This is a genomic window from Kluyvera sp. STS39-E (genome assembly GCF_040932435.1).
Lineage (GTDB): Bacteria > Pseudomonadota > Gammaproteobacteria > Enterobacterales > Enterobacteriaceae > Kluyvera.
This window is the reverse complement of sequence record NZ_JBFQGA010000008.1, coordinates 75,349-96,638: the sequence shown is the minus strand read 5'-3', so window position 1 is coordinate 96,638 and position 21,290 is coordinate 75,349. Positions and strand designations below refer to the sequence as shown.

Annotated in this window: 16 protein-coding genes; 5 read left to right on the top strand and 11 right to left on the bottom strand. The window is 55.3% G+C overall.

Annotated features, from left to right (window positions below):
* Positions 1–7: 7 nt before the first annotated feature.
* From hisS to AB4K05_RS18215, 7 genes are all read right to left on the bottom strand, one after another.
* Entirely contained in the window at positions 8–1,282 is a 1,275-nt protein-coding gene (gene hisS / locus AB4K05_RS18245) for a histidine--tRNA ligase (protein ID WP_368481348.1), read from the bottom strand.
* A gap of 91 nt (positions 1,283–1,373) precedes the next feature.
* Positions 1,374–2,492: a flavodoxin-dependent (E)-4-hydroxy-3-methylbut-2-enyl-diphosphate synthase gene (gene ispG / locus AB4K05_RS18240; protein ID WP_368481347.1), complete on the bottom strand. Its 1,119-nt coding sequence runs from the start codon at positions 2,490–2,492 to the stop codon at positions 1,374–1,376.
* 26 nt (positions 2,493–2,518) lie between these two features.
* Positions 2,519–3,517, bottom strand: a complete 999-nt coding sequence (rodZ, locus tag AB4K05_RS18235; protein ID WP_368481346.1) for a cytoskeleton protein RodZ — start codon at positions 3,515–3,517, stop codon at positions 2,519–2,521.
* 276 nt (positions 3,518–3,793) lie between these two features.
* Complete coding sequence (locus AB4K05_RS18230; protein WP_368481345.1) at positions 3,794–4,960, bottom strand: bifunctional tRNA (adenosine(37)-C2)-methyltransferase TrmG/ribosomal RNA large subunit methyltransferase RlmN; 1,167 nt, start codon at positions 4,958–4,960, stop codon at positions 3,794–3,796.
* A 147-nt stretch (positions 4,961–5,107) separates the two neighbouring features.
* On the bottom strand, positions 5,108–5,539 hold the full coding sequence (ndk, locus tag AB4K05_RS18225; protein WP_368481344.1) for a nucleoside-diphosphate kinase: 432 nt from the start codon (positions 5,537–5,539) through the stop codon (positions 5,108–5,110).
* Positions 5,540–5,811: 272 nt separating this feature from the next.
* Positions 5,812–8,130 carry a peptidoglycan glycosyltransferase PbpC gene (gene pbpC, locus AB4K05_RS18220; protein ID WP_368481343.1) on the bottom strand — a complete coding sequence of 773 codons (2,319 nt, stop codon included), beginning with the start codon at positions 8,128–8,130 and terminating at the stop codon, positions 5,812–5,814.
* A gap of 1 nt (position 8,131) precedes the next feature.
* A complete protein-coding gene (locus tag AB4K05_RS18215) occupies positions 8,132–13,078 on the bottom strand; it encodes an alpha-2-macroglobulin (RefSeq protein WP_368481342.1) in 4,947 nt (1,648 codons plus the stop codon).
* Between the two features lie 273 nt (positions 13,079–13,351).
* Between AB4K05_RS18215 and AB4K05_RS18210 the strand changes: the two genes are divergently transcribed.
* The 5 genes from AB4K05_RS18210 to timP all read left to right on the top strand — a co-directional run bounded on the left by AB4K05_RS18210 (position 13,352) and on the right by timP (position 18,506).
* Entirely contained in the window at positions 13,352–14,896 is a 1,545-nt protein-coding gene (locus AB4K05_RS18210) for a PTS transporter subunit EIIC (protein ID WP_368481341.1), read from the top strand.
* A gap of 14 nt (positions 14,897–14,910) precedes the next feature.
* The gene (locus tag AB4K05_RS18205; protein ID WP_368481340.1) at positions 14,911–16,275 is read left to right on the top strand and encodes a 6-phospho-alpha-glucosidase; all 1,365 of its coding nucleotides are present in this window, start codon (positions 14,911–14,913) and stop codon (positions 16,273–16,275) included.
* A 73-nt stretch (positions 16,276–16,348) separates the two neighbouring features.
* On the top strand, positions 16,349–17,194 hold the full coding sequence (sseA, locus tag AB4K05_RS18200) for a 3-mercaptopyruvate sulfurtransferase (protein ID WP_368481339.1): 846 nt from the start codon (positions 16,349–16,351) through the stop codon (positions 17,192–17,194).
* Positions 17,194–17,967 carry a MurR/RpiR family transcriptional regulator gene (locus tag AB4K05_RS18195; protein WP_368481338.1) on the top strand — a complete coding sequence of 258 codons (774 nt, stop codon included), beginning with the start codon at positions 17,194–17,196 and terminating at the stop codon, positions 17,965–17,967. Before sseA ends, AB4K05_RS18195 begins: the two co-directional genes overlap by 1 nt.
* Positions 17,968–18,383: 416 nt before the next feature.
* Positions 18,384–18,506, top strand: coding sequence for a small toxic inner membrane protein TimP (gene timP, locus AB4K05_RS18190; RefSeq protein WP_368481337.1), 123 nt, complete (start codon positions 18,384–18,386; stop codon positions 18,504–18,506).
* A 36-nt stretch (positions 18,507–18,542) separates the two neighbouring features.
* Here timP and sseB read toward each other — a convergent pair whose 3' ends face one another.
* The 4 genes from sseB to fdx form a co-directional block, all read right to left on the bottom strand.
* Entirely contained in the window at positions 18,543–19,319 is a 777-nt protein-coding gene (sseB, locus tag AB4K05_RS18185; protein ID WP_368481336.1) for an enhanced serine sensitivity protein SseB, read from the bottom strand.
* Between the two features lie 87 nt (positions 19,320–19,406).
* Entirely contained in the window at positions 19,407–20,690 is a 1,284-nt protein-coding gene (gene pepB, locus AB4K05_RS18180; protein ID WP_368481335.1) for an aminopeptidase PepB, read from the bottom strand.
* Positions 20,691–20,742: 52 nt separating this feature from the next.
* Positions 20,743–20,943: a Fe-S cluster assembly protein IscX gene (iscX, locus tag AB4K05_RS18175; RefSeq protein ID WP_015963428.1), complete on the bottom strand. Its 201-nt coding sequence runs from the start codon at positions 20,941–20,943 to the stop codon at positions 20,743–20,745.
* Positions 20,944–20,954: 11 nt separating this feature from the next.
* On the bottom strand, positions 20,955–21,290 hold the full coding sequence (gene fdx, locus AB4K05_RS18170) for an ISC system 2Fe-2S type ferredoxin (RefSeq protein WP_368481334.1): 336 nt from the start codon (positions 21,288–21,290) through the stop codon (positions 20,955–20,957).

Here is a 21,290-nt window from a genome sequence, read left to right as displayed (position 1 = left end):
CTGGAGATCAACCCAGAATAGTGCGCAAATGCGCGGCAACGCCTTCCTGCGTTACGGTTGTCTGCTCACCGGAGCGCAAATCTTTCACGACCACGGTGGCTTGCTCAACCTCAGATTCACCCAACACCAGAGCGACGCGAGCGCCCCATTTATCAGCACGTGCAAACTGTTTCTTAAAGTTGCCGCCGCCGTGGTTGGTCATCAGCTTCACGTCTGGTAACGCATCACGAACCTGCTCGGCCAGACGCATTGCAGCTGACTGAGTATCGGTGCCTGAAGCGACCAGGTATATATCGACAACAGGTGCGGCAATAAATTCCGGATTAACTGCCTGAACTAACAAAACAAGACGTTCCAGCCCCATGGCAAAGCCGACCGCCGGAGTCGCACGACCGCCGAGCTGTTCAACCAAACCATCATAACGACCGCCCGCACAAACGGTACCCTGCGAGCCGAGGCTGTTAGTCACCCATTCGAAAACGGTACGGTTGTAGTAATCGAGGCCGCGAACCAGACGCTGGTTAACGGTATAGGCGATGCCTGCGGCATCCAGCTGCGCGCACAGGCCAGCAAAGTGCTCGCGGGACTCTTCGTCCAAGTATTCACCCAGTTTAGGTGCGTCGTTCAACAACGCCTGAACGTCTTGGTTTTTGGAATCCAGTACGCGCAATGGGTTGCTATACATGCGACGCTTGCAGTCTTCGTCCAGCACTTCAACGTGCTGTTCGAGGAACGCCACCAGCGCATCGCGGTAGTTAGCACGGGCTTCCAGAGAACCGATGGAGTTCAACTCCAGACTTACGTGTTCAGAAATACCCAGCGCACGCCACCAACGGGCGGACAACATAATCAGCTCGGCGTCGATATCCGGCCCCTGCAGGCCAAACACTTCGCAACCCAACTGATGGAACTGGCGGTAGCGTCCTTTCTGCGGACGTTCGTGGCGGAACATCGGCCCGATGTACCACAGACGCTGCTCCTGATTGTACAGAAGACCATGCTCGATGCCGGCGCGTACACAGCCCGCAGTACCTTCCGGACGCAGCGTCAGGCTATCGCCGTTGCGGTCTTCAAAGGTATACATCTCTTTTTCAACCACGTCGGTGACTTCACCGATAGCGCGTTTGAATAACGGGGTCTGCTCTACAATCGGCAAACGGATTTCGCTATAACCGTAGCTGCCGAGCACCTGCTTGAGTGTGCCTTCAATGCGCTGCCAGATGGCGGTGTCGCCAGGCAGATAATCGTTCATGCCGCGAATGGCTTGAATGTTTTTTGCCACGTTAATTCTCTTTATATATAAAAATGAACCCTCGACACCACGGTGCCAGCGGGTTCAATCATACACGGGAAGCAGGCCGCTTCCCATCTCGTTATTTTTCAATCTGCTGAACATCAATACGATTAGCTTCATCCAGAATGGTCGCTTTCGCACGAATGCGCGCTTCAAGCTGGCTAATCATATCGTTATTGTCCAAGCGGTCTTTACGCACGCCGTCTTCATACAGGCCGCTTTTCTTATTGCCGCCGGTGACACCGAGCGTCGATACCAGCGCTTCGCCAGGACCGTTCACCACGCAGCCGATGATGGAAACATCCATCGGGGTGATAATGTCTTCCAGACGCTGCTCCAGCGCATTGACCGTACCGATGACATCAAATTCCTGACGCGAACAGGTTGGGCAAGCGATGAAGTTGATGCCACGTGAGCGAATGCGTAGCGATTTCAGAATGTCGAAACCGACTTTAATTTCTTCAACCGGATCGGCCGCCAGCGAAATACGCAGCGTGTCACCAATCCCTTCGGAAAGCAGCAATCCAAGACCGATGGCTGATTTTACCGAACCAGCACGTGCGCCGCCCGCCTCGGTGATCCCGAGATGCAGTGGTTGATCGATTTGGCGCGCCAAAAGACGATACGATTCTACCGCGAGGAAAACATCGGACGCCTTAACGCTGACTTTAAACTGATCGAAGTTCAGACGCTCGAGGTGATCCACGTGACGCATTGCTGATTCCAGCAGCGCCTGCGGTGTAGGTTCACCGTACTTTTCCTGAAGATCTTTTTCCAGCGACCCGGCATTAACGCCGATACGGATAGGAATGTTTTTGTCGCGCGCGCAGTCAACCACCATGCGAATACGCTCTTCGCTACCGATGTTGCCTGGGTTGATACGCAGACAATCGACACCGTACTCCGCCACTTTCAGCGCGATACGATAGTCAAAATGGATATCTGCGACCAGCGGGACATTCACCTGCTGTTTGATAAGTTTGAACGCTTCTGCAGCATCCATTGTTGGAACGGATACACGTACGATATCCGCACCAACGCGCTCTAACGCTTTGATCTGATTGACCGTCGCTTCGACATCCGTCGTACGCGTATTGGTCATCGACTGGACGGCGATAGGAGCCCCATCGCCGATCGGCACGTTACCAACGTAAATGCGTGTGGATTTTCTACGTTGAATAGGAGCCTGATTGTGCATGAAAAATCTCCCGCATTACGCGTCTGTTATTGTGCCGGTGATTGTTCAGCATTCACCGTCAGGCGCGCAACCTGGTTAGTTCTGATAAAACGACTCAGATCGACAGGTTTACCCTGGAATTCGATCTGTACTGCAGCCGGTGCACCAATTTTCAATTTATATGGCGCTTGGCCTGCGAGATTCAGATTACCACCTTTACGCTGCAGGCCGCTGAACAGTTTTTTACCGGTCGCATCGGTCACTTCCAGCCAGCAGTCGGCGGAGAAGTTCATCACCAACGCGTTAGCGTCGGCGACGGGAGCCGCGGCCTGTGCAGGGTCGGTAGGCAGCGCTGTTGCCGGTGCAGTGGTCGCTGGTGCGGCCGTTGCGTCAACGTTCGCCTGAGACGGCGCCACTATGGCATTATTCTGCGCGGTGTCCGTTGGTGCAGCGGTAGCCACCGGTGCGGTTTCCACCGGCGTTGTCGCGTTGGAGTCGGTGGTTGCAGTCGTATCAGTCATCGCCGGAGTAGAGGCAGCGTCTGTATTCAGCGGAATATTCTGTGAGTCGCTGCCGCTGGCCTTCAGCTCAACGGAGGATTGATCGGCCATGGTGGTGATCTCTTCCTGCTGGGCTTTATGGTTTTGCCACCACCAGGCAACGGTTAAACCGATAACCACGAACAGCACGAGCCAAGTAAAGCTCATCAGCCAGCCATCGCGTTTTTTACGGCGTTTGCCTAAAGAGAAGGTCTGCATCGGCGCGACTTTCGCCGCCCTGATCGGTGCCTGCTTTTCCATCATCGGCAGCAGTTCTTCTTCAGGAATATGCACGAGGCGAGCATAGGAACGGATATAACCACGCAAGAATGTTGAAGCAAGTTCAGCCGGTGCCTTATCTTCTTCAATATCACGAACGGTGGAAACCTTCAGGCACAAGCGTTCTGCAACGGCTTGCTGACTGAGTCCGAGTTGTTCACGGGCATTACGCAAACGGACACCCGTAGTTTGTGCTTCTGTTTGATCGTGGTTGGTTTCAGTATTCATTCGCTACAGCTGCTGATTCGTGAATTTAAGATTCTGGTGCAAACTGCGTTCACACCGCGAGATAACCGGTCGTATCATGATAAGGCAGACAGACCGTCAGCGCTTACCCGATGGCAAAACAGCGTCAAAGGCCCTATTTCCGCTGTGAATGCAAGGCTACATACTGCCTCAATACTTGAGGAAACGCACCGTAATTATTAACCAGATCAGTACGTTTCGCCTAATCCTTAAGCACTTAGCTTTGTGTGCGCCAATCCTGACGCACACGATACCGCATTACAGCTCTTTGACCGAGATAGATTCGCCCTGCATACGCTTACGCATTGTACGCTTGGTGCGGTCAATCACATCCCCAGCCAACTGGCCGCAGGCGGCATCAATATCGTCACCGCGCGTTTTACGAACGATGGTGGTGAAACCATAGCCCATCAACACTTTGCTGAAGCGATCGATACGACTGTTGGAACTACGGCCATACGGCGCGCCCGGGAACGGGTTCCATGGGATCAGGTTGATCTTGCACGGCGTATCTTTCAGCAGTTCGGCCAATTCATGCGCATGCTCGGTGCCGTCGTTGACGTGATCCAGCATGACGTATTCGATAGTGACGCGACCTTGGTTGGCATTAGACTTCGAAATGTAGCCACGCACCGACTCTAGGAAGGTCTCGATATTGTATTTCTTGTTAATCGGTACGATTTCGTCACGAATGGTGTCGTTTGGCGCGTGCAGAGAGATTGCCAGCGCAACGTCAATCATATCGCCCAGCTTATCCAGTGCAGGAACCACGCCGGAAGTCGACAGGGTTACACGACGTTTGGACAGGCCAAAACCAAAGTCATCCAGCATGATTTCCATCGCTGGAACCACATTGGTGAGGTTCAGCAAAGGTTCACCCATGCCCATCATCACCACGTTGGTGATAGGACGTACGCCCGTCGCTTTCACTGCGCCGACAATTTTTGCCGCACGCCATACCTGACCGATGATTTCAGAAACGCGCAGGTTACGGTTAAAGCCCTGCTGTGCCGTAGAACAGAATTTACACTCTAACGCACAACCGACCTGTGAAGAGACGCACAGGGTGGCGCGATCGTCTTCCGGAATATAAACGGTTTCAACGCGCTGATCGCCTACGGCAATCGCCCATTTGATGGTGCCATCGGAGGAACGCTGCTCTTCCACTACTTCTGGAGCGCGGATTTCGGCAACTTGTTTAAGCTTATTGCGCAGCACTTTGTTGATGTCAGTCATGTCATCAAAGTCGTTGCTGCAATAGTGGTACATCCATTTCATAACCTGGTCGGCACGAAACGGTTTCTCACCCATATCTTTGAAGAACTCGCGCATTTGCTGACGGTTCAGATCCAGCAGGTTGATTTTTCCATTTTTATTTGGAACCGCAGGAATGACGACTTCGGAGGTATTCACTAATTCAGACATAATTTTTTCCGGCCTCGTTGTTACACGTTATGGCCCGTGGAGGGTTGAAAAGAAACGCCCCGGAAAGCGGTCCGCTCATCCGGGGCGTTGCATTGTACAAAGTCTGGCGCAGGGATGCCACGTTTGCACGTGGCATTTACGAAATTATTAGCGCGTACGGGCGCACACTTCGCCTTCAGCGAAGAAGAACGCGATTTCACGGGCAGCAGACTCAACGGAGTCAGAACCGTGGGTACCGTTCTCGGTGAAGCTGTCGGCGTAATCAGCGCGCAGGGTGCCTGCCAGCGCGTTGTCTGGGTTAGTTGCACCCAGCAGATCGCGATGACGCTGAACGGCGTTTTCGCCTTCCAGTACGGAAACCACGATTGGGCCAGAGGTCATGAACTCAACCAAACCGTCGAAGAATGGACGGCCGTCGTGCTCTGCGTAGAAACCGCGAGCCTGTTCAACGGTCAGGTGCAGCATTTTGGTGCCGACGATTTTGAACCCTGCTGCTTCAAAGCGAGCAAAGATGCTACCAATAACGTTTTTTGCCACCGCGTTTGGCTTGATGATGGAAAAAGTACGTTCAATTGCCATGATTACCTCTAATAATAAAATTTGTTCTGTTGTCGTGCATACAGGTAGAACGGATGTATGACCTGGCGCGGATTATAATGACCCGTTGCGCTGTTGCCTATGGATGAAGGTAACATTTTTTTAAAATAAAATACTTTTAAGCAACACATGTGCTAACAAATTCGATTCAGCTATGGCGCCCGCATTTTTGCCGGGTACCGCTTAGCTTGCCCGGCCTACGGGTCGCGTTACGTGTAGGCCCGATAAGCGCAGCGCCATCGGGCGGCACGGGGCTACTGCAGCGTAAAGTTTACCACCGCGTTCTGCCCCATATCATCCATCACCACCAGCTGATACGCTCCGCTGTTATGCAACATTAGCGTCAAACTATCCCCCGCGCCGTCCTGCGGCTCACCGTTCAAGAACCACCAGCGATGCCCTTCACCGCCGCTGGCCTGTAGGACCATCTTCACGCCAGCCTCGCCTGGCAAGCGCCGCACCACCGCCCCTTCGCGCACGCCGATGAGCATCAGCGGTGCCGCGTTATGCATAAGGCGAGGCGGGCAAACCGCCGAAGCCACCGGTAGCCGCGCGCTTCGGCGCTCACTGGCCGGAAGCCACGGCTCCAGTGGCAATGGCCAGACGTTAATTGTTGCTTCCCGAGCATTCGGGCAATCTGCCGCAACCCGTTTTCCGCTTTCATCAAGCCAAATTGGAAAACGGATTCCCCGTATTCCCTCCTGTTCCGGGAGAAGTAGCGTGGGCGGCAGAGTATCATCCAGCACCCAGGTCGACAGGCGACGGCGACAGTTGCTGTCGCCGTCGGCTAAAGGCTGGCCGCCGGGCCAGCAAATCTCTGCCCGGCTGACCGACGCGGGGCGAGGATCGGTCTCCTCCTGGCGCCGAGAGGCCCCAGAAAGCAGCACGTTATTGACCTGATTGAGCAGCGGTATCGCGCTGGCAAAACCAAACTGACCGGCCACCGGCGTACCGTCTGGCCGCCCGGTCCAAATGCCGATGCTAAAACGGGCGTTAACGCCAATTGCCCACGCATCGCGATAGCCGTAACTGGTGCCGGTTTTCCATGCTAGCGGCACCACCAGAGGTAAAGAATCATCCGGCAGCGGCTGTGCCTCACCGGCCAAAATTCGGCGGATGATCCAAGCGGAACCGGGAGAAAGTAGCGGACGTTCAACCAACGGATCGCTTGCTAGCATCCTGAGTTTGCCCACTTTACCGTGGCGGGCAAGCGCGCTATATGCGGCGGTAATATCCGCCAGACGTGCGCCTGAACCGCCAAGAATCAACGATAAATTCGGCTCCGCCCCAGCGGGCAAAATCAGCGGCAGCCCAGCGTTACGCAGACGAGCGGCAAACTGTTTTGGCCCGTAGGCATCTAAAACCTGCACCGCCGGAAGATTGAGCGATCGCACCAGTGCTTCGCTCATGCTCACCGGACCGTGGAATCCGCTATCAAAGTTGCCAGGGCGATAATCACCGACCCGACGCGGCACATCCTGCAGCAGTGATGCTGGGTGTATCAGCGCGCTATCGAGCGCCATGCCATATAAAAATGGTTTCAACACCGAACCGGGCGAACGGACTGCGGTGACCATGTCCACATGACCAAATCGGCTATCGTCAGTGATATCTGCCGAGCCCACCCAGCCGCGAACACTCATATCACGATTATCAACCACCACGATGGCCAACGAACTGCGCGGTGGCAGGCGCGATTTCCAATTCATCGCCAGCTCTTCCAACTGACGCTGAAGTCCAGCATTGAGCGTGGTAGTGACTTTTTCATCCCCGCTGCGTGCCAGCATCTGTCGAGAAAACAACGGTGCCAGCTGCGGCATCTGACGGGGGAACAGCCACACCGCCTCTTCTTTCGCTTCTCTAACCACGTTTGCCGGCCACACCTGCTGAGTCAGCATACGGTCGAGCACCTTGTTGCGCGCTACCTGCGCGCGTTGCGGCCAGCGATCCGGACGCAGTCGGCTTGGCGCCTGTGGCAGCACCGCTAATAGCGCAGCGTCGGCGTAACTCAGCTGAGCCGGCGGTTTACCCAGATAGGCCCAGCTTGCTGCGCCAATGCCCTGCAGGGTGCCGCCAAACGGCGCACGGTTGAGATAGAGGGTGAGAATATCGCGTTTAGAGAGATGCCATTCCAACTGAGAAGCGCGCCAAAGCTGGCGCACTTTGCCGCCGAAAGTGCGGGGATGGGGATCAAGAAGCCGCGCCACCTGCATGGTCAGTGTACTGCCGCCCGACACCACGCGCCCCGCGGTCAAATCCTGCCAGCCGGCGCGGACGATAGAAAACGGATTCACGCCGGGATGATCCCAAAACCAGCGATCTTCATACTGGATCAAGGCTTCAAGATAGCGCGGAGAGACCTCTTCAATAGTGACCGGATAACGCCAAACGCCCTCGGCATCCGCAAAGCGCCATAAAGGCGTGCCATCTTGCGCCACCACCACCCGGGCAGGCGTGACATCTTTTAGCGGCAACGGCCAAAGCCTATCCGCTAGCACAATACCGGCGCAAACAATGACTATCGCGGCAGCCAGCCAGCGCCAGCCGCGATAGTTGATCCCACTAAAACGCATCCTATGGTACGACGATCAACATATCATCAGCCGCACCCGTTGCACGCCAGCTAGGGACATACATCGACTCAACCTGCGACGGCGGCACATGATAAGTGCCTGGCGTTACCGCGCGCGCCAGATATACCAGCGTCACCGGCTGGTTGGCATTCACCGCCACCGCAGCGACGAAACGGTCATCGCGGAATTCCATATGCTGAATATCTGCCTGCTGCATTTGGTTAAGCCATTCCTGTACCGCAGTGCCGTTTTCCTGCAAATTGGCGCTGCTATTAGCGAGGTTTTGATTCTCCAGCTCCAGACCGGCTGGCAGCATATCGACCACCAGCGCGTCCGGCACATTCTGACTGGCTTTTACATCCAACTTCACCAGCACCAGATCGCCGCTATGCAGGAAAGCCAGTGATTTGCTTTGCCCATCGGTGCCAAAGAACTGACGTTCAATCTGCAGGACTTGGCTTGTTGCCGCCGGCGCACTGTTCGGATAACCGGTGCTGTCGAGACGCAGCCATAGCGACTGTTCACCGGTATTGGTCACCTGCAGCGTTGAAAGTTGCTCACCGTCAAGATTGCGCGTCAGCGCTTTGTCGCCCTGCAACGGCTGGCCTTCAAGCGTCGTCTGCGCCTGCCAATTGCCCGGCAGGCTCGCCAACCCTTTAGCCGCGAGGAACAGTGCATTATTTTCCTGCGTTGACAGCCAGCGTTCGCCAAACGCCTCTTCAGACAGCGTTTGCAGCAGCGTGTTTTGCGCATCCGGCAGCAGTGAGTTTTCCTCCAGCAGGGAGAGCATCAGCGCATTATCACGCAGGTTACTACCGTAGTCTGCCAGCCAGCGTGACGAATCGATGCGTTTGGCGGCCAGCGCCAGCTGTATCGCCTGCTGACTGCGCGGCGCATCCCCCATCGCTTTAAAGGCAATCCCCAATTGCATCAGTGGCAGGCCAGAACGCGCCTGCTCGCGACGTTCCCACAGCTCGCGCAGCGCGCCAAGCGGCGCCTTTTGCTGACGTGCTAATACAAGGCCTGCGTATGACTGAATCGCAAAACGGCTGGCCGCGGTGTCATCGGTGTAGCGCACACTCATCAGCCCCGGCTCCTGCAAATAGCGCAGCATCCGGTTGTTGCCGTTATTGATCGCCGCAGCCGGAACGCTGTAGCCCTGCTCGCTCGCCCGTACCAGGAAGTCCATGACGTAGGCGGTCAACCAGTATTCTTCCGGGCCGTCTTTATCCCATAGGCCAAAACCGCCGTTATCTTTCTGCATTTGCAGCAAACGCGAAATGCCGACATCAATCGCTGCCCGGCGTTTGTCATCGGTATCACCGGCAATGCCCAGCGTTTTAAGCTGTGCGGCATTGGTATAAAGCTGTGGGAAGAGTCCACTGGCGGTCTGTTCCAGACAGCCGTAGGGATAGGCCTTCAGCTCGCGGATATAGCGCGCCAAATTCAGCGGTGGCTTGCCGCTCAGAAGCAGTTGCCCCTGCAGCGTCGCCGGCGAGAAGGCGGCATTCTGATTTGGCGGAACGCTCCAGCTCTCACCCGGTTTCAGCACCGCGCCGTTATTCACCGTTTGCGCAGGGAACGCAGGACGCACGCCAATTTTCCACTGCTTGTGCAAATCAGCCAGCGTTTCACCCGGCAGGTTCACGCCGGAAACGGTGACGTTAATCTCGCCATCGCCAAAGCCTTCACCCGCGCTCACCGGCACAAATAGCGTGCTGCGCATGCCGGGTTCCAGTTTTAGTGGTTCCGGCTGCGCGCTTTTCAGCTGCAGCAGGCCGCTGGATGCAATCTGCACGTTCAGGGTTTGCGGCTGATCGGTGAGGTTTGTAACATCCAGCGTCAGACGGGCGCTGTCGCCACCGGCCATAAAGCGTGGCATGTTCAGTTCCGCCACCACCGGCGCGGCGACCACCACTTTGTCTTCACTGCTGCCGAAATCTTCCGTCGTCCACGCCTGCGCCATTACCCGCAGTTCACCGTTGAAATCGCCGATAGGCATTGTGATTGTCCCTTCGCCGTTATCATCCAACTGCACCGGCTGTGCCTGCTGGGCGATAATGGTGACGTGATTGACCGGCGGCTTGCCGCCGCGATTAAGCTCATCGCCATCACCGCCAAAACGTAGGCTGGCAAGACGTCCCTGCCCTTCAATCACTTGGCCATAAATATCGTAAATATCGGCACCGTAGCGTTTCTGGCCGAAGAAGGCTTCCCATGGATCTGGCGTCGTATAATCGGTGATATTGAGCACCCCGCTATCCACCGCCGACAGCAGAACGTTAACCTGTTTTGGTGCCGCCCCTTCTTTGCGATTGACCTTCACTTTGACGGTCAGGGGCTGATTCGGACGCATTTTTTGCGGCGCATCCAGCGCGACGTTCAGTCGGCGCTGTTCATCGCCCAGCGGCAGATGGAGCACCCCCACCGCCCGTTTTGGTGTAGCCGAGCGCGATTTATCGCCCGGGCGAACCACCAGCGTACTCAGGTAGAGATCGTGTCGATTCCAGCTTTTATCCACCGGGATAGAGAGATCCAGCCCCTGCGCCGGAACATCAATTTCCTGCCACCACAGCGGCCCGTCACTTGACTCAACCATCGCATAGCCTTTGCCCGCCGCCGGTGCGGCAACGTGCAACTTAATGGTGTCGCCAGGCTGATAGTTCGGTTTATCCAGCTTCAGGGTGACGCGGTCCGGCCGTGCGGCACCGCTACCATCGCTATTATCCTGCCAACTGTAACCGGCCCAGAAACGTACGCTGCTGACCGCATCGTTCGGCGCTTTGACCTCCAGACGGTACGCGCCCCATTCCACCGGGAAGCTCACTTTGCCGGTTTCATCCACCTTGAGATCCAGCGACTCTTCGCCTTCCACCAGATCTTTTTGATCAAATCGGGACTGCCAGCCATCGCTTTCCGACCAGTTCCAGTAGTAGTCGCGACGTTCGCGAATCAATCGGACCTGTAGGCCGGAAACCGCTTTTTTGTCACCCAGAACGTTGCTGTAAACAATGTCGAACGCAGCCTGAGAATTTTCCTCAACGATCGGCTGGTTAACGGTGGTGTCGGTGCGATAGTCGTACACCGCCTTGCTGGCGAACTGCGGACGGATCCCCGGCAGCTCAGCAGCAGGCCAAATAGCCTGGGTGGCGCGGCGGGTAACCGGACGACCGCCTGATTCGAGCAGGCTGGCCTGAAGAATGACCTGTAACGGCGAATGTGTTTCCTGCCATTGGCTGGCAGTCGTCACCTCTCCACGTCCTTTATCATCGAGCGTCAGGTTCATTTCATCGAGACTGCGGGCGGTATTTTCCTCGGCGATATCACCAAACTGGAAGCCCGGCAGCGAGGCGACGGCGTCGCGCAACGGGCGTAAGAACAGCTTGCCCTGCAGACTGTTTCCGTTAGCCGGTGCGCCGTAGAGATAGTAGCCGGTAACGCCAAATTTCACGTCATCAGCCGGCGCCAGCGGCGTCGTCTGCGGCGTCAGATTCAGCGCCATGCGCTCTGGCATAAAATCTTCAACATGGAAATCCCATTCCTGGGACTGGTTATCGCCGGTGTTGGCGCGAACGTGCCACATGCCTGTCTCGGCACCGCTATCCAGCGCCCAGGTCAGTTGATACAGACCGTTTACGGCCTGGCTGACCACGCTTCGGATGACCGTGCCATCCGGTTTCACAATCTCAAGTTTAACCGGCTGGTCTGGCAGCGGTTTACCATCGCCGTCGCGCAGCAGGCCGTTTAGGATAACCGTTTCGCCGGGACGATAGAGATCGCGCGGGCCAAACATAAAGAACTGTTTGCGGTAACCCGGCGCGCCTGCGATATCGAATTCCGCCAAATCCAACGCCGGCTGTTTCAGATCGAGAAGCGTAGTTTGCCCCTCTTTACGCGCTAACAACAGCGCCGCTTCTTTGTCGGTTTTCAGGCTGGCATGACCCTTCGCATCGGTGGTCGCCTGCACCAGGGTTTGTCCTTTATCGTTCAATAGGGTTAGCTCAACCGCCGACTGGGCCGCGCCGTTTTCTAGGCTCTGGGTGAACACATCCATCTGGTCGTGATAACGATGAAGCGAGACGCCAACATCGCTGAGGGTAAACAGCGTAGCCGCATTGCTATAGCTGTACTGCCCCGCCGGGTTCATCACCGCAATATAAACGCCAGACTGTTGCAAAGGCGCAATATCCTTAAGCGGCAGCAGCAGTTTTTCTCGGGTATTGCGGGCTGGGTTGAGATCGAAGCGTCCGGTATAAACCAGGTCCGCCATTTTTAGCAATTCATCAGATTCCCAGTTGCTCAGCGAACTGCGGTATTCCCACTGGCTGACCAACGCCGCCAGTGCTTCAGGTTTGACGCGGAAAAAGTTCACGTCGACATGCGGCACGTTCAGTGCCATCACCGGGAGCCCTTCGATCACTTTGCCCGGCAGCAGCGAGCCCCGACTAGCAAAACCTACGCTCGGCGCAATATCGCGAGTGGTCAGCGTTTTTTCAACGCTGGTGCCAAAGGTGGCTTTATTCAGCGCAGCAAGCTGCGGATCGACCGTCACAATAAGGTCACGCTTTGGTTCAAGATGACGCAGACGCAGCTCTTTCAGATTTGGCGACAACTCCCAGGCACCATCAACCTTGCCGCTCTTTTTATCCACCACATGCACACTTTTGCTGAAATCCTGTTCGGGATTAAGCGGAATAGAGAAAGTCAGCACCAGCGTCGCGGCACCGTCCAACTGGACTTCAGAAGCATCGAGCAATGAGAGTGTTTTACCGAGACTTTGCTGGGCGAGCTTTTCTAACTCGGCGGCATCGCGCTGCGGCGTGGAGCCGTCTTTTTGGGTCGATGTTGCAGATACAGCGGGCTTATCGTCACTGCTATTGTCGCATCCCGCCAACGTAAACGTCATTGTCAGCGCGAGGGCTAGCGTGGCCAAACGAAAGGGTTTCATCCTGTAACCTCTGACTGGTGAAGTCTGATTGTGTCGTCAACACAGTATTATGCCCAAGATTGCAAATCGCCAGTAGCGTACGGACTCTCAAAAAAGCTTTTATCCTCAGCCCCACTCTACATGTTACGGCGATCACAACGCGCAACGTCACATGTAACGTTATGCGTACTTTGTTTTTAAAACAACAAGATAGCTAGATTACTTCACCATACTGCTGTTACCTTCTGCGGGTCGTTTTACCTTATCTACGCGGTTCAAAAATTGGAGATCAGAATGAAAAGAGCCGTCAACGCCCTACAAAATTTTGGTAAATCCCTCTATGGCCCGGTGCTGATTCTGCCCATCGTGGGTTTGTTTATCGCTTTCGGTAACGTGCTGGGTAACGGCAGCCTAGCCGAATACATTCATATATTGGGCTATCCCGCAGTACAAAACCTGGGCCAGCTAATTGCTAAATCGGCGGTATCGCTGCTGGTCAACCTCGCGATGATTTTCGCCGTCGGTATTCCCATCGGCCTTGCCGCGCGCGACAAAGGCTATGCCGCACTTCTGGGGCTGGTGACCTTTATCGTGTTTATCAACGCCATGAACGTCACTCTCCAGTTGCAGGGCGAACTGGCTCCAGCCGACCAAATGCGCACCGCAGGGCAAAGTATGGTGCTGGGGGTACAGGTGCTGGAGATGGGCGTTTTCGCGGGGATCTTAACCGGCGCGCTCACCGGCTATCTGTACAACCGCTATTCCGGGGTGCAGTTTTCGGGGGCAATGGCGATTTACTCCGGTCACTGTTTTGTCACCATTATCATTCTGCCGGTAGCCATTACGCTCGGCGTGGTGATGAGTGAACTGTGGCCGTGGGCACAGCGCGGTATCAGTACATTGGCGCTAGTGATTAAAGACTCAGGCTCGTTTGGCGTCGCCATTTACGGTTTTCTGGAACGCATTCTCGTGCCAACTGGGCTGCATCATTTGGTCTATACCCCGTTCTTATACACCGAACTTGGCGGTTCGCAGGAAGTGTGCGGCACGCTGTATCAAGGCGCCCGCAATATCTATTTCGCCGAAATGGCCTGCCACAATGTCACGCAGCTAAGCAGCACCGTGGTATGGGACGCGCGCGGTATCAGCAAAATGTTCGGCCTTCCGGCTGCCGCACTGGCCATGTACATGACGGCGAAACCGGAGCGTAAAGCCGCAGCGAAAGCCATTTTGATTCCAGCGGCGCTGACGTCCATGCTGGTTGGCGTCACCGAACCTATCGAGTTCTCATTCCTGTTTGTCGCTCCACTGCTATTTGTCGTGCACGCGGTGCTGACCGGCATCGGCATGATGCTGTTTTCTATATTCGACGTCCACGCCATCGGCGCGAACGGCATCATCGACTTCATTCTCTACAACCTGCCGTTGGGCACCGCCAAATCCAACTGGCCGATGTACATCGTGGTCGGACTCATCATGTTCGCGCTGTACTTCGTTATCTTCCGCTTCTTGATCCTGCGCTTTGACATGAAAACGCCGGGGCGTGAAGACGATGATCAGCAGACCAAGCTCTTTAGCAAGCAGGAGTATCAAGCAAAGGGCAATAACGATGGGCTGGGAGCCAGCATTATTGAAGGGCTGGGCGGACGCAGCAACATTGAGGTGGTGGACAACTGCTACACCCGTCTGCGCGTCACCGTGAAGGACGTGGCGCAGATTAACGAACCACAGCTTAAAGCGACCGGTGCCAAAGGCATCATCAAGCAGGGTAATAACGTTCAGGTGGTCTACGGGCTGCATGTCAAAAAAATGCGAGAAGCCGTGGAAGCGGTTCTCTAAAAGGAGATGATAACATGTTGAAATCCCCATTCATTCTGGCTATCGCTGGCGGCGGAAGCACCTATACGCCGGGTATCGTCAAGAGCCTGATGGTGCGCCTTGCCGACTTCCCGCTGGCGGAAATTCGCCTCTATGACATTGATGAAGCGCGGCAAAATACCATTGCGCCAGTGGTGGAAAAGGTGATTCGCGACCATAGCCAGAGCATCAAATTTACCGTCACCACCTGCCCGGAGACCGCGTTTAGCGGCGCACACTTCGTATTTGCCCAAATGCGCGTCGGCCAGTACAAAATGCGCGAGCAGGATGAAAAGATCCCGCTGCGCCACGGTGTTGTCGGCCAGGAAACCTGCGGCCCCGGCGGTCTGGCCTATGGCCTGCGCACCATTTTACCTATGGCTGAACTTATCGATTTTGTCGAACGTTATGCCGATCCGAAAGCGTGGATCGTCAACTACTCAAATCCGGCAGCTATCGTCGCCGAAGGGATCCGCCGTCTGCGCCCAAACGCACGAGTGCTGAATATCTGCGATATGCCGGTGGCGGCGATGCGCAATATGGGTGCCATCCTCGGTGTGGATAGGCACAAGCTGGACGTTGACTACTTTGGCCTCAATCACTTTGGCTGGTTTACCCAAGTGCGCGTTGACGGCGAAGACAAAATGCCTGAGCTGCGTCGCCACGTGGCGAAGTTTGGGCTGCTGACCGAAGATGCTGCGCAAACCGACCCACAGCACGCCGATCCTTCATGGGTGAAAACCTGGCGTAATATTCAGCCGATGATGGACTGCTTCCCGGAATATCTGCCTAATCCCTATTTGCAGTACTACCTGATGCCAAACCAGATAGTTGAGCATCAAAATCCGAACTATACCCGCGCCAATGAAGTCATGGACGGACGCGAGAAAAAACTCTTTGCGGCGGCAGTTGAATACCAGAACACCGGTATTCTGCCCGATGCGTTTCACGTCGGCGTTCACGGAGCCTTTATTGTCGACGTCGCCTGCTCACTGGCCTTTGATTTACGCCAGCGCCATCTGGTGATAGTGGAAAATCAAGGCGCCATCGCCAACCTACCGGATGATGCGATGGTCGAGGTTCCTGCTTATATCACTGCTAACGGCCCGGAGCCGGTGCGCATGGGCAAGGTGCCGCTGTTTTACCAAACTCTGCTGATGCAGCAATTGGCTTCAGAGCAGTTATTGGTTGAAGCCACGTTGGAAGGCAGCTATGAAAAAGCGTTGCAGGCTTTCACGCTTAATCGCACGGTACCGACGATGGCGCATGCCAAAGCCATCCTTGATGAGATGATTGCCGCCAATCAGGAATACTGGCCGCATTTGCAGCGCGCTTGGCAAAATGGTGAAGCAATGCGCTAATAAACCGTTGGTCGCTTGTCGGTGTGACGAAAAACACCGACAATCCCTTTATGATTGATTGATGGAGGGTAATATGACCACTTCGTTTTTTGTTGCCGCCGACTGGCTAGCTGAGCACGTTGATGACCCGGAAGTACAAATCATCGACGCCCGTATGGCGCCACCGGGGCAAGAACACCGCGACCTGAATGCTGAATACCGCGCCGGACATCTGCCGGGCGCGGTATTTTTTGATATTGAAGCCCTTTCTGACCATACCTCTCCCTTGCCGCATATGATGCCGCGCCCGGAGGCCTTTGCCGTCGCCATGCGCGAGCTCGGCGTGAGCCGCGATAAGCATCTGGTTATCTACGACGAAGGTAATCTGTTCTCCGCACCGCGTGCATGGTGGATGTTGCGCACCTTTGGCGCGCTACGCGTGTCGATTCTGGCAGGTGGGTTAGCCGGCTGGCAGCGTGACGATCTGCTACTTGAACAGGGTGAATCCCAAGCAAGTGACGGAGAGTTTGATGCGACATTCGCCCCCGAAGCCGTTAAGCGTCTGACCGAAGTCCTGTTGGCAAGCCATGAAGGCACGGCGCAAATCGTCGATGCCCGTCCTGCCCCGCGTTTTAACGCACTCGTTGATGAACCTCGTCCGGGTTTGCGCCGCGGTCATATCCCAGGTGCGCGAAACGTGCCTTGGGGAGATCTGGTCATCGACGGTGAACTACGAACCACCGATGAACTGGCGGCGATTTTTGCAAAACAGGACGTTGATTTGTCTCAGCCGATTATCGTCAGCTGTGGTTCAGGTGTGACGGCGGCGGTAGTTGCGCTGGCGCTGGCTACCCTTGAAGCCCCTGACGTCACCCTGTATGACGGTTCCTGGAGTGAATGGGGCGCGCGTGCCGACCTGCCGATTGAGCCCACTGCGTAATGGACAATCGCCTGACGCCGCTGCTTGCGCGAGGAGAAACATTAACCCGCGCGGAGTACCGGGTATTAGCCCATCTGACGGAGCATCCGTTACTGGTGGGCAATATCACCGTTCGCCGGTTGGCTCAGGCAACCTTTGTCTCTACCGCAACTATCATGCGACTTTGCCAGAAGCTGGGCTTTAGCGGCTACAGTGAGTTTATCTGGCACTGCAAAAATCTGCTGGCAGAAACCCCACACATTGCCGTGCAGTACAGTGGCGAAAGTGGCGAAAACTCAGTCTTATTTAACCACTTCCTGGCCAATTACCAGCGCAGCTTCCAATGGGCAACGGAGGAGAAACGCAAGCAATTCACCGACCTGCTGCGCGAACAGGAGCGTTTTTTTCTCTATGGCGCCGGTTTTTCTTATCTGTTCGCCGAGTATCTGACCAAAAAGCTGCAGGTGCTGGGGAAGACCGCGTTCATTTCCGGTCCGGGCGATAGCCGTAATATTTTTCTCAGCAATGCCGCACGTTATCAGGTGTTTATTGCGGTATCCCGCAGCGGTGAGACCGAACAGGTACTCGACAAAGCGCGCATCGCCCGCAACGTCGGCATGACGGTCGTCGCCTTCACCCGAGCATCCGCGAATACACTAGCGGGTCTAGCCGACCTGCATTTTGCACTCTATGACGAAGCCGTGCACTTTGCCGCCGAAGCCGCGGGGGTGACGTCGTTCGAGTCTAATCTGGTGCTATTAATGGATTTATTGCTGCTGGAAGCGACGGGATAAAACGGGCTGCCGTTAAACACACTCTGATTTTCATGCCTGCGCCCTGCGGGTTATTAGGCGAATTGGCAATGTTGATTCCTTAGTTTTTGCCCACAAAAAAACCGCCTATCACAGCGGTTTTTTTGTGCTGGTCCGGTTCGCGGCCTTTCCAGCTAACTTCGTTGCCAAAGCAACGCAAGCGTGTCTCAACGGACCAATACTCCTTTTTGCGGGAGTTAAAGTCAAGTTAATAACTAAAGAAACTATTCAATCTTTATCGTATTATTGTTAACGGCCCTTTCCGCCGTCTCGCAAACGGGCGCTGGTTTCGGGAAAGGATGTCCCATGGCCGTAAATGCAAGCGTGTCTCAGCACTTGCTATCGCGGCATTATCGCCAGCGGTGCTGTCGTGATGCGGTCTTCGCATGGACCGCGCAATGAAGAGACGATACTTCTGTATCGTGCTAATTGTTTCTGCTGCATGGGTGCTTCACGCAGACAGCGACCGGAATGACGCCGGTAACGCCGTTATCGTGACACTTAACGCTCAGGGCAAGTAAGCCTGGATGCCGCCCTTCGGGGCGGCTTTCCTTTTATCAGATAATCCGGTTCTGTTTGAAATCACGCAGGAAGCTGCCCCAGCGTTTTTCATAGAATGGCGTGATATGGGCCAGCATAAAATGGCTGATCCCCTTCTCACCTTCTACAACCTGGCAAATATCAATCGGTTCGTCACCCGGCAGCGTGTCAGTAGCCACACTGCCAGCGGCGTGAATTATCTCTTCGATATCCCCTTCCGCTTCGATACCAATTAATAGATTTGGCTGCTCATCCGCATGCTCTTTGATAGAGCACAAGAACGCACGCCTCACCGTTTTCAGAGTTTTAAACAGCGTAGTCAGCGATTCCACCATTTGTGCCGGTGGTTCAGCCACTTCGGAAAGCAGCAGCGCGCTGCCGCCTTCCAACACTTCCTGAGTGCTCAGCGGGTTGCCCTCTTCACCAACCAAATGGCTGATTTCACGAGGCGTAAACTCTTTACCGGTCGGCAGTTTGGCGTTGAGGAACAGTGTCTCGCCCAGCGTCATTTCAAACAGCGTACGCACCGGCATGACCACAAACGCCTGCTCGGTGCTTACCGCCTGTTGCAGCGCTTCAAGCGAGGTGAAGAACGGGACAACTGAGGTGCCGTCGTCTTTTTCCCAGTGCTGCAAATCCAATGCGCTATCATCAACAACCTGCTTATCATCCGCAGCGGTACCGGGAACCCAGACGGTGGATTCTAGTAAAGTGCGGAAAAATGCCGGACGATGAGCAGGCTCGATAGCGGCTTGTTCCAGCAGGGTTTCTAGTTCGTTTTTGGTTTCAGACATAAGACCACAAATTCAACGGTTACTGTAGGGCGGGCAAGCGAAGCGCCCCCGCCAGTATTTTGCCGGATGGCGCTACGCTTATCCGGCCTACGCGGTCAACAGATTAGCGATTGTCCGCACGCCCAGCCCGGTTGCGCCCGCGGCCCACTGCTCAACGCCAGATTTACGGTAGGTTGCCGAACAGTCGATATGCAGCCAGCCCTGATGATAATTTTTCACAAAGTGGGACAGGAAGCCCGCCGCCGTGCTTGCGCCTGCCGGATAGGCAGCGCTGCCGGTGTTGTTCAGTTCGGCAAAGTTAGACGGCAATTGATGACGGTGGAATTCAGCCAGCGGCAGACGCCAGAAGGCTTCATTTTCCGCTTGTGCACTTGCCAGCAAACGATTCGCCAACTGGTCATCAAAGCTGAACAACGCGTGATAATCGTTGCCCAGCGCCGTTTTCGCAGCCCCGGTCAGCGTCGCCGCGTCAATAATCAGCTCAGGATTCTGCGCGCTAGCATCAATCAGGCCATCGGCCAGCACCAAACGCCCTTCCGCATCGGTGTTCATCACTTCCACGTTTTTACCATTACGGTAGTGGATGATGTCGCCCAGCTTGAAGGCGTTACCACTGATCAGGTTGTCCGCGCAGCACAGATACAGCTTCACGCGTTTGTTCAGACCACGGGTAATCGCCAGTGCCAGTGCGCCTGTCACGGTAGCCGCGCCGCCCATATCAGACTTCATCGAGTCCATGAACGCGCTCTGTTTAATGCTGTAGCCACCGGAATCGAAAGTGATTCCTTTACCAACCAAACAGGCGTAAACCGGCGCGCTTTTGTCACCGGTAGGATTATAGTCCAGCGCCAACAATACCGGTGGACGCTCAGAACCGCGGCCCACAGTGTGCAGCCCCATGTAATTCTGCTCACGCAGATCTTCGCCCTTGGTGATGCGATAAGAGACGTTGTCGCACGCCACCCCGCACAGCAGATCAACGGCGCGCTGCGCCAGCTGTTCAGGGCCCAACTCTTCCGCCGGGGCGTTGATGGTGTCGCGAACCCAATCGATATAGGTCAGACGATTGTCCAGCTCTTGGCGATTTGCATCGTCCAGTTCAGGCCATTCAACCTGACGGGTGCCTTTCGGCCCTTTATAACCGGCCCAGAAAGCCCAAGCGCGTTCTACATCCCAGCCTTCGCCGCTTAATGCAACATGCTTAATGCCCATGCCGTCAATTTTACGCGCCGCGCGCTGAATCAGCGCCAGGTCATCGCGATCGGTCAGATGCAGGACAATGCCTTCATCATTCATACTGTGAGTGGCTTTATCACCCCAACGCGCATCGGCTGGCTGGGTTGAAAGGGTAATGTTCATGGCTTGTGTCATTTTTTTATCCTTATTAGCAAACGGGCCGCCGATTGGCAGCCCGTTATGTGACTTACTCTGCTTCATCCAACCAGACTAGCAGAATTGCCTCAAGGATTTTTTCATTTGATGCCTGAGGGTCATCATCAAAATCTTCAAGGTCGCAAATCCATTGGTGCAGATCGGTGAAGCGTACGGTCTTCGGATCGGTATCCGGGAAGGTGTCGTACAGCGCTTCGCCGATTTCACGGCTATCAGTCCACTTCAGTCCCATACTATCCCCTGTTAGTGCTCGCGCGCGTGGTTAATAGTGTAACGCGGAATTTCGACCACTAGGTCTTCATCCGCCACGCGAGCCTGACAGCTCAGGCGACTATCCGGCTCCAGACCCCATGCTTTATCCAGCATGTCGTCTTCGTCTTCAGTGCTTTCCGCGAGCGAGTCAAAACCCTCGCGTACGATGCAGTGGCAGGTGGTGCATGCACAGGATTTTTCACAGGCATGTTCAATCTCGATGCCGCTACGCAGAGCAACGTCGAGAATAGTTTCACCGCTTTTTGCTTCCAGAACCGCGCCATCCGGACACAGGTCCTGATGAGGCAAAATTACAATCTTTGGCAT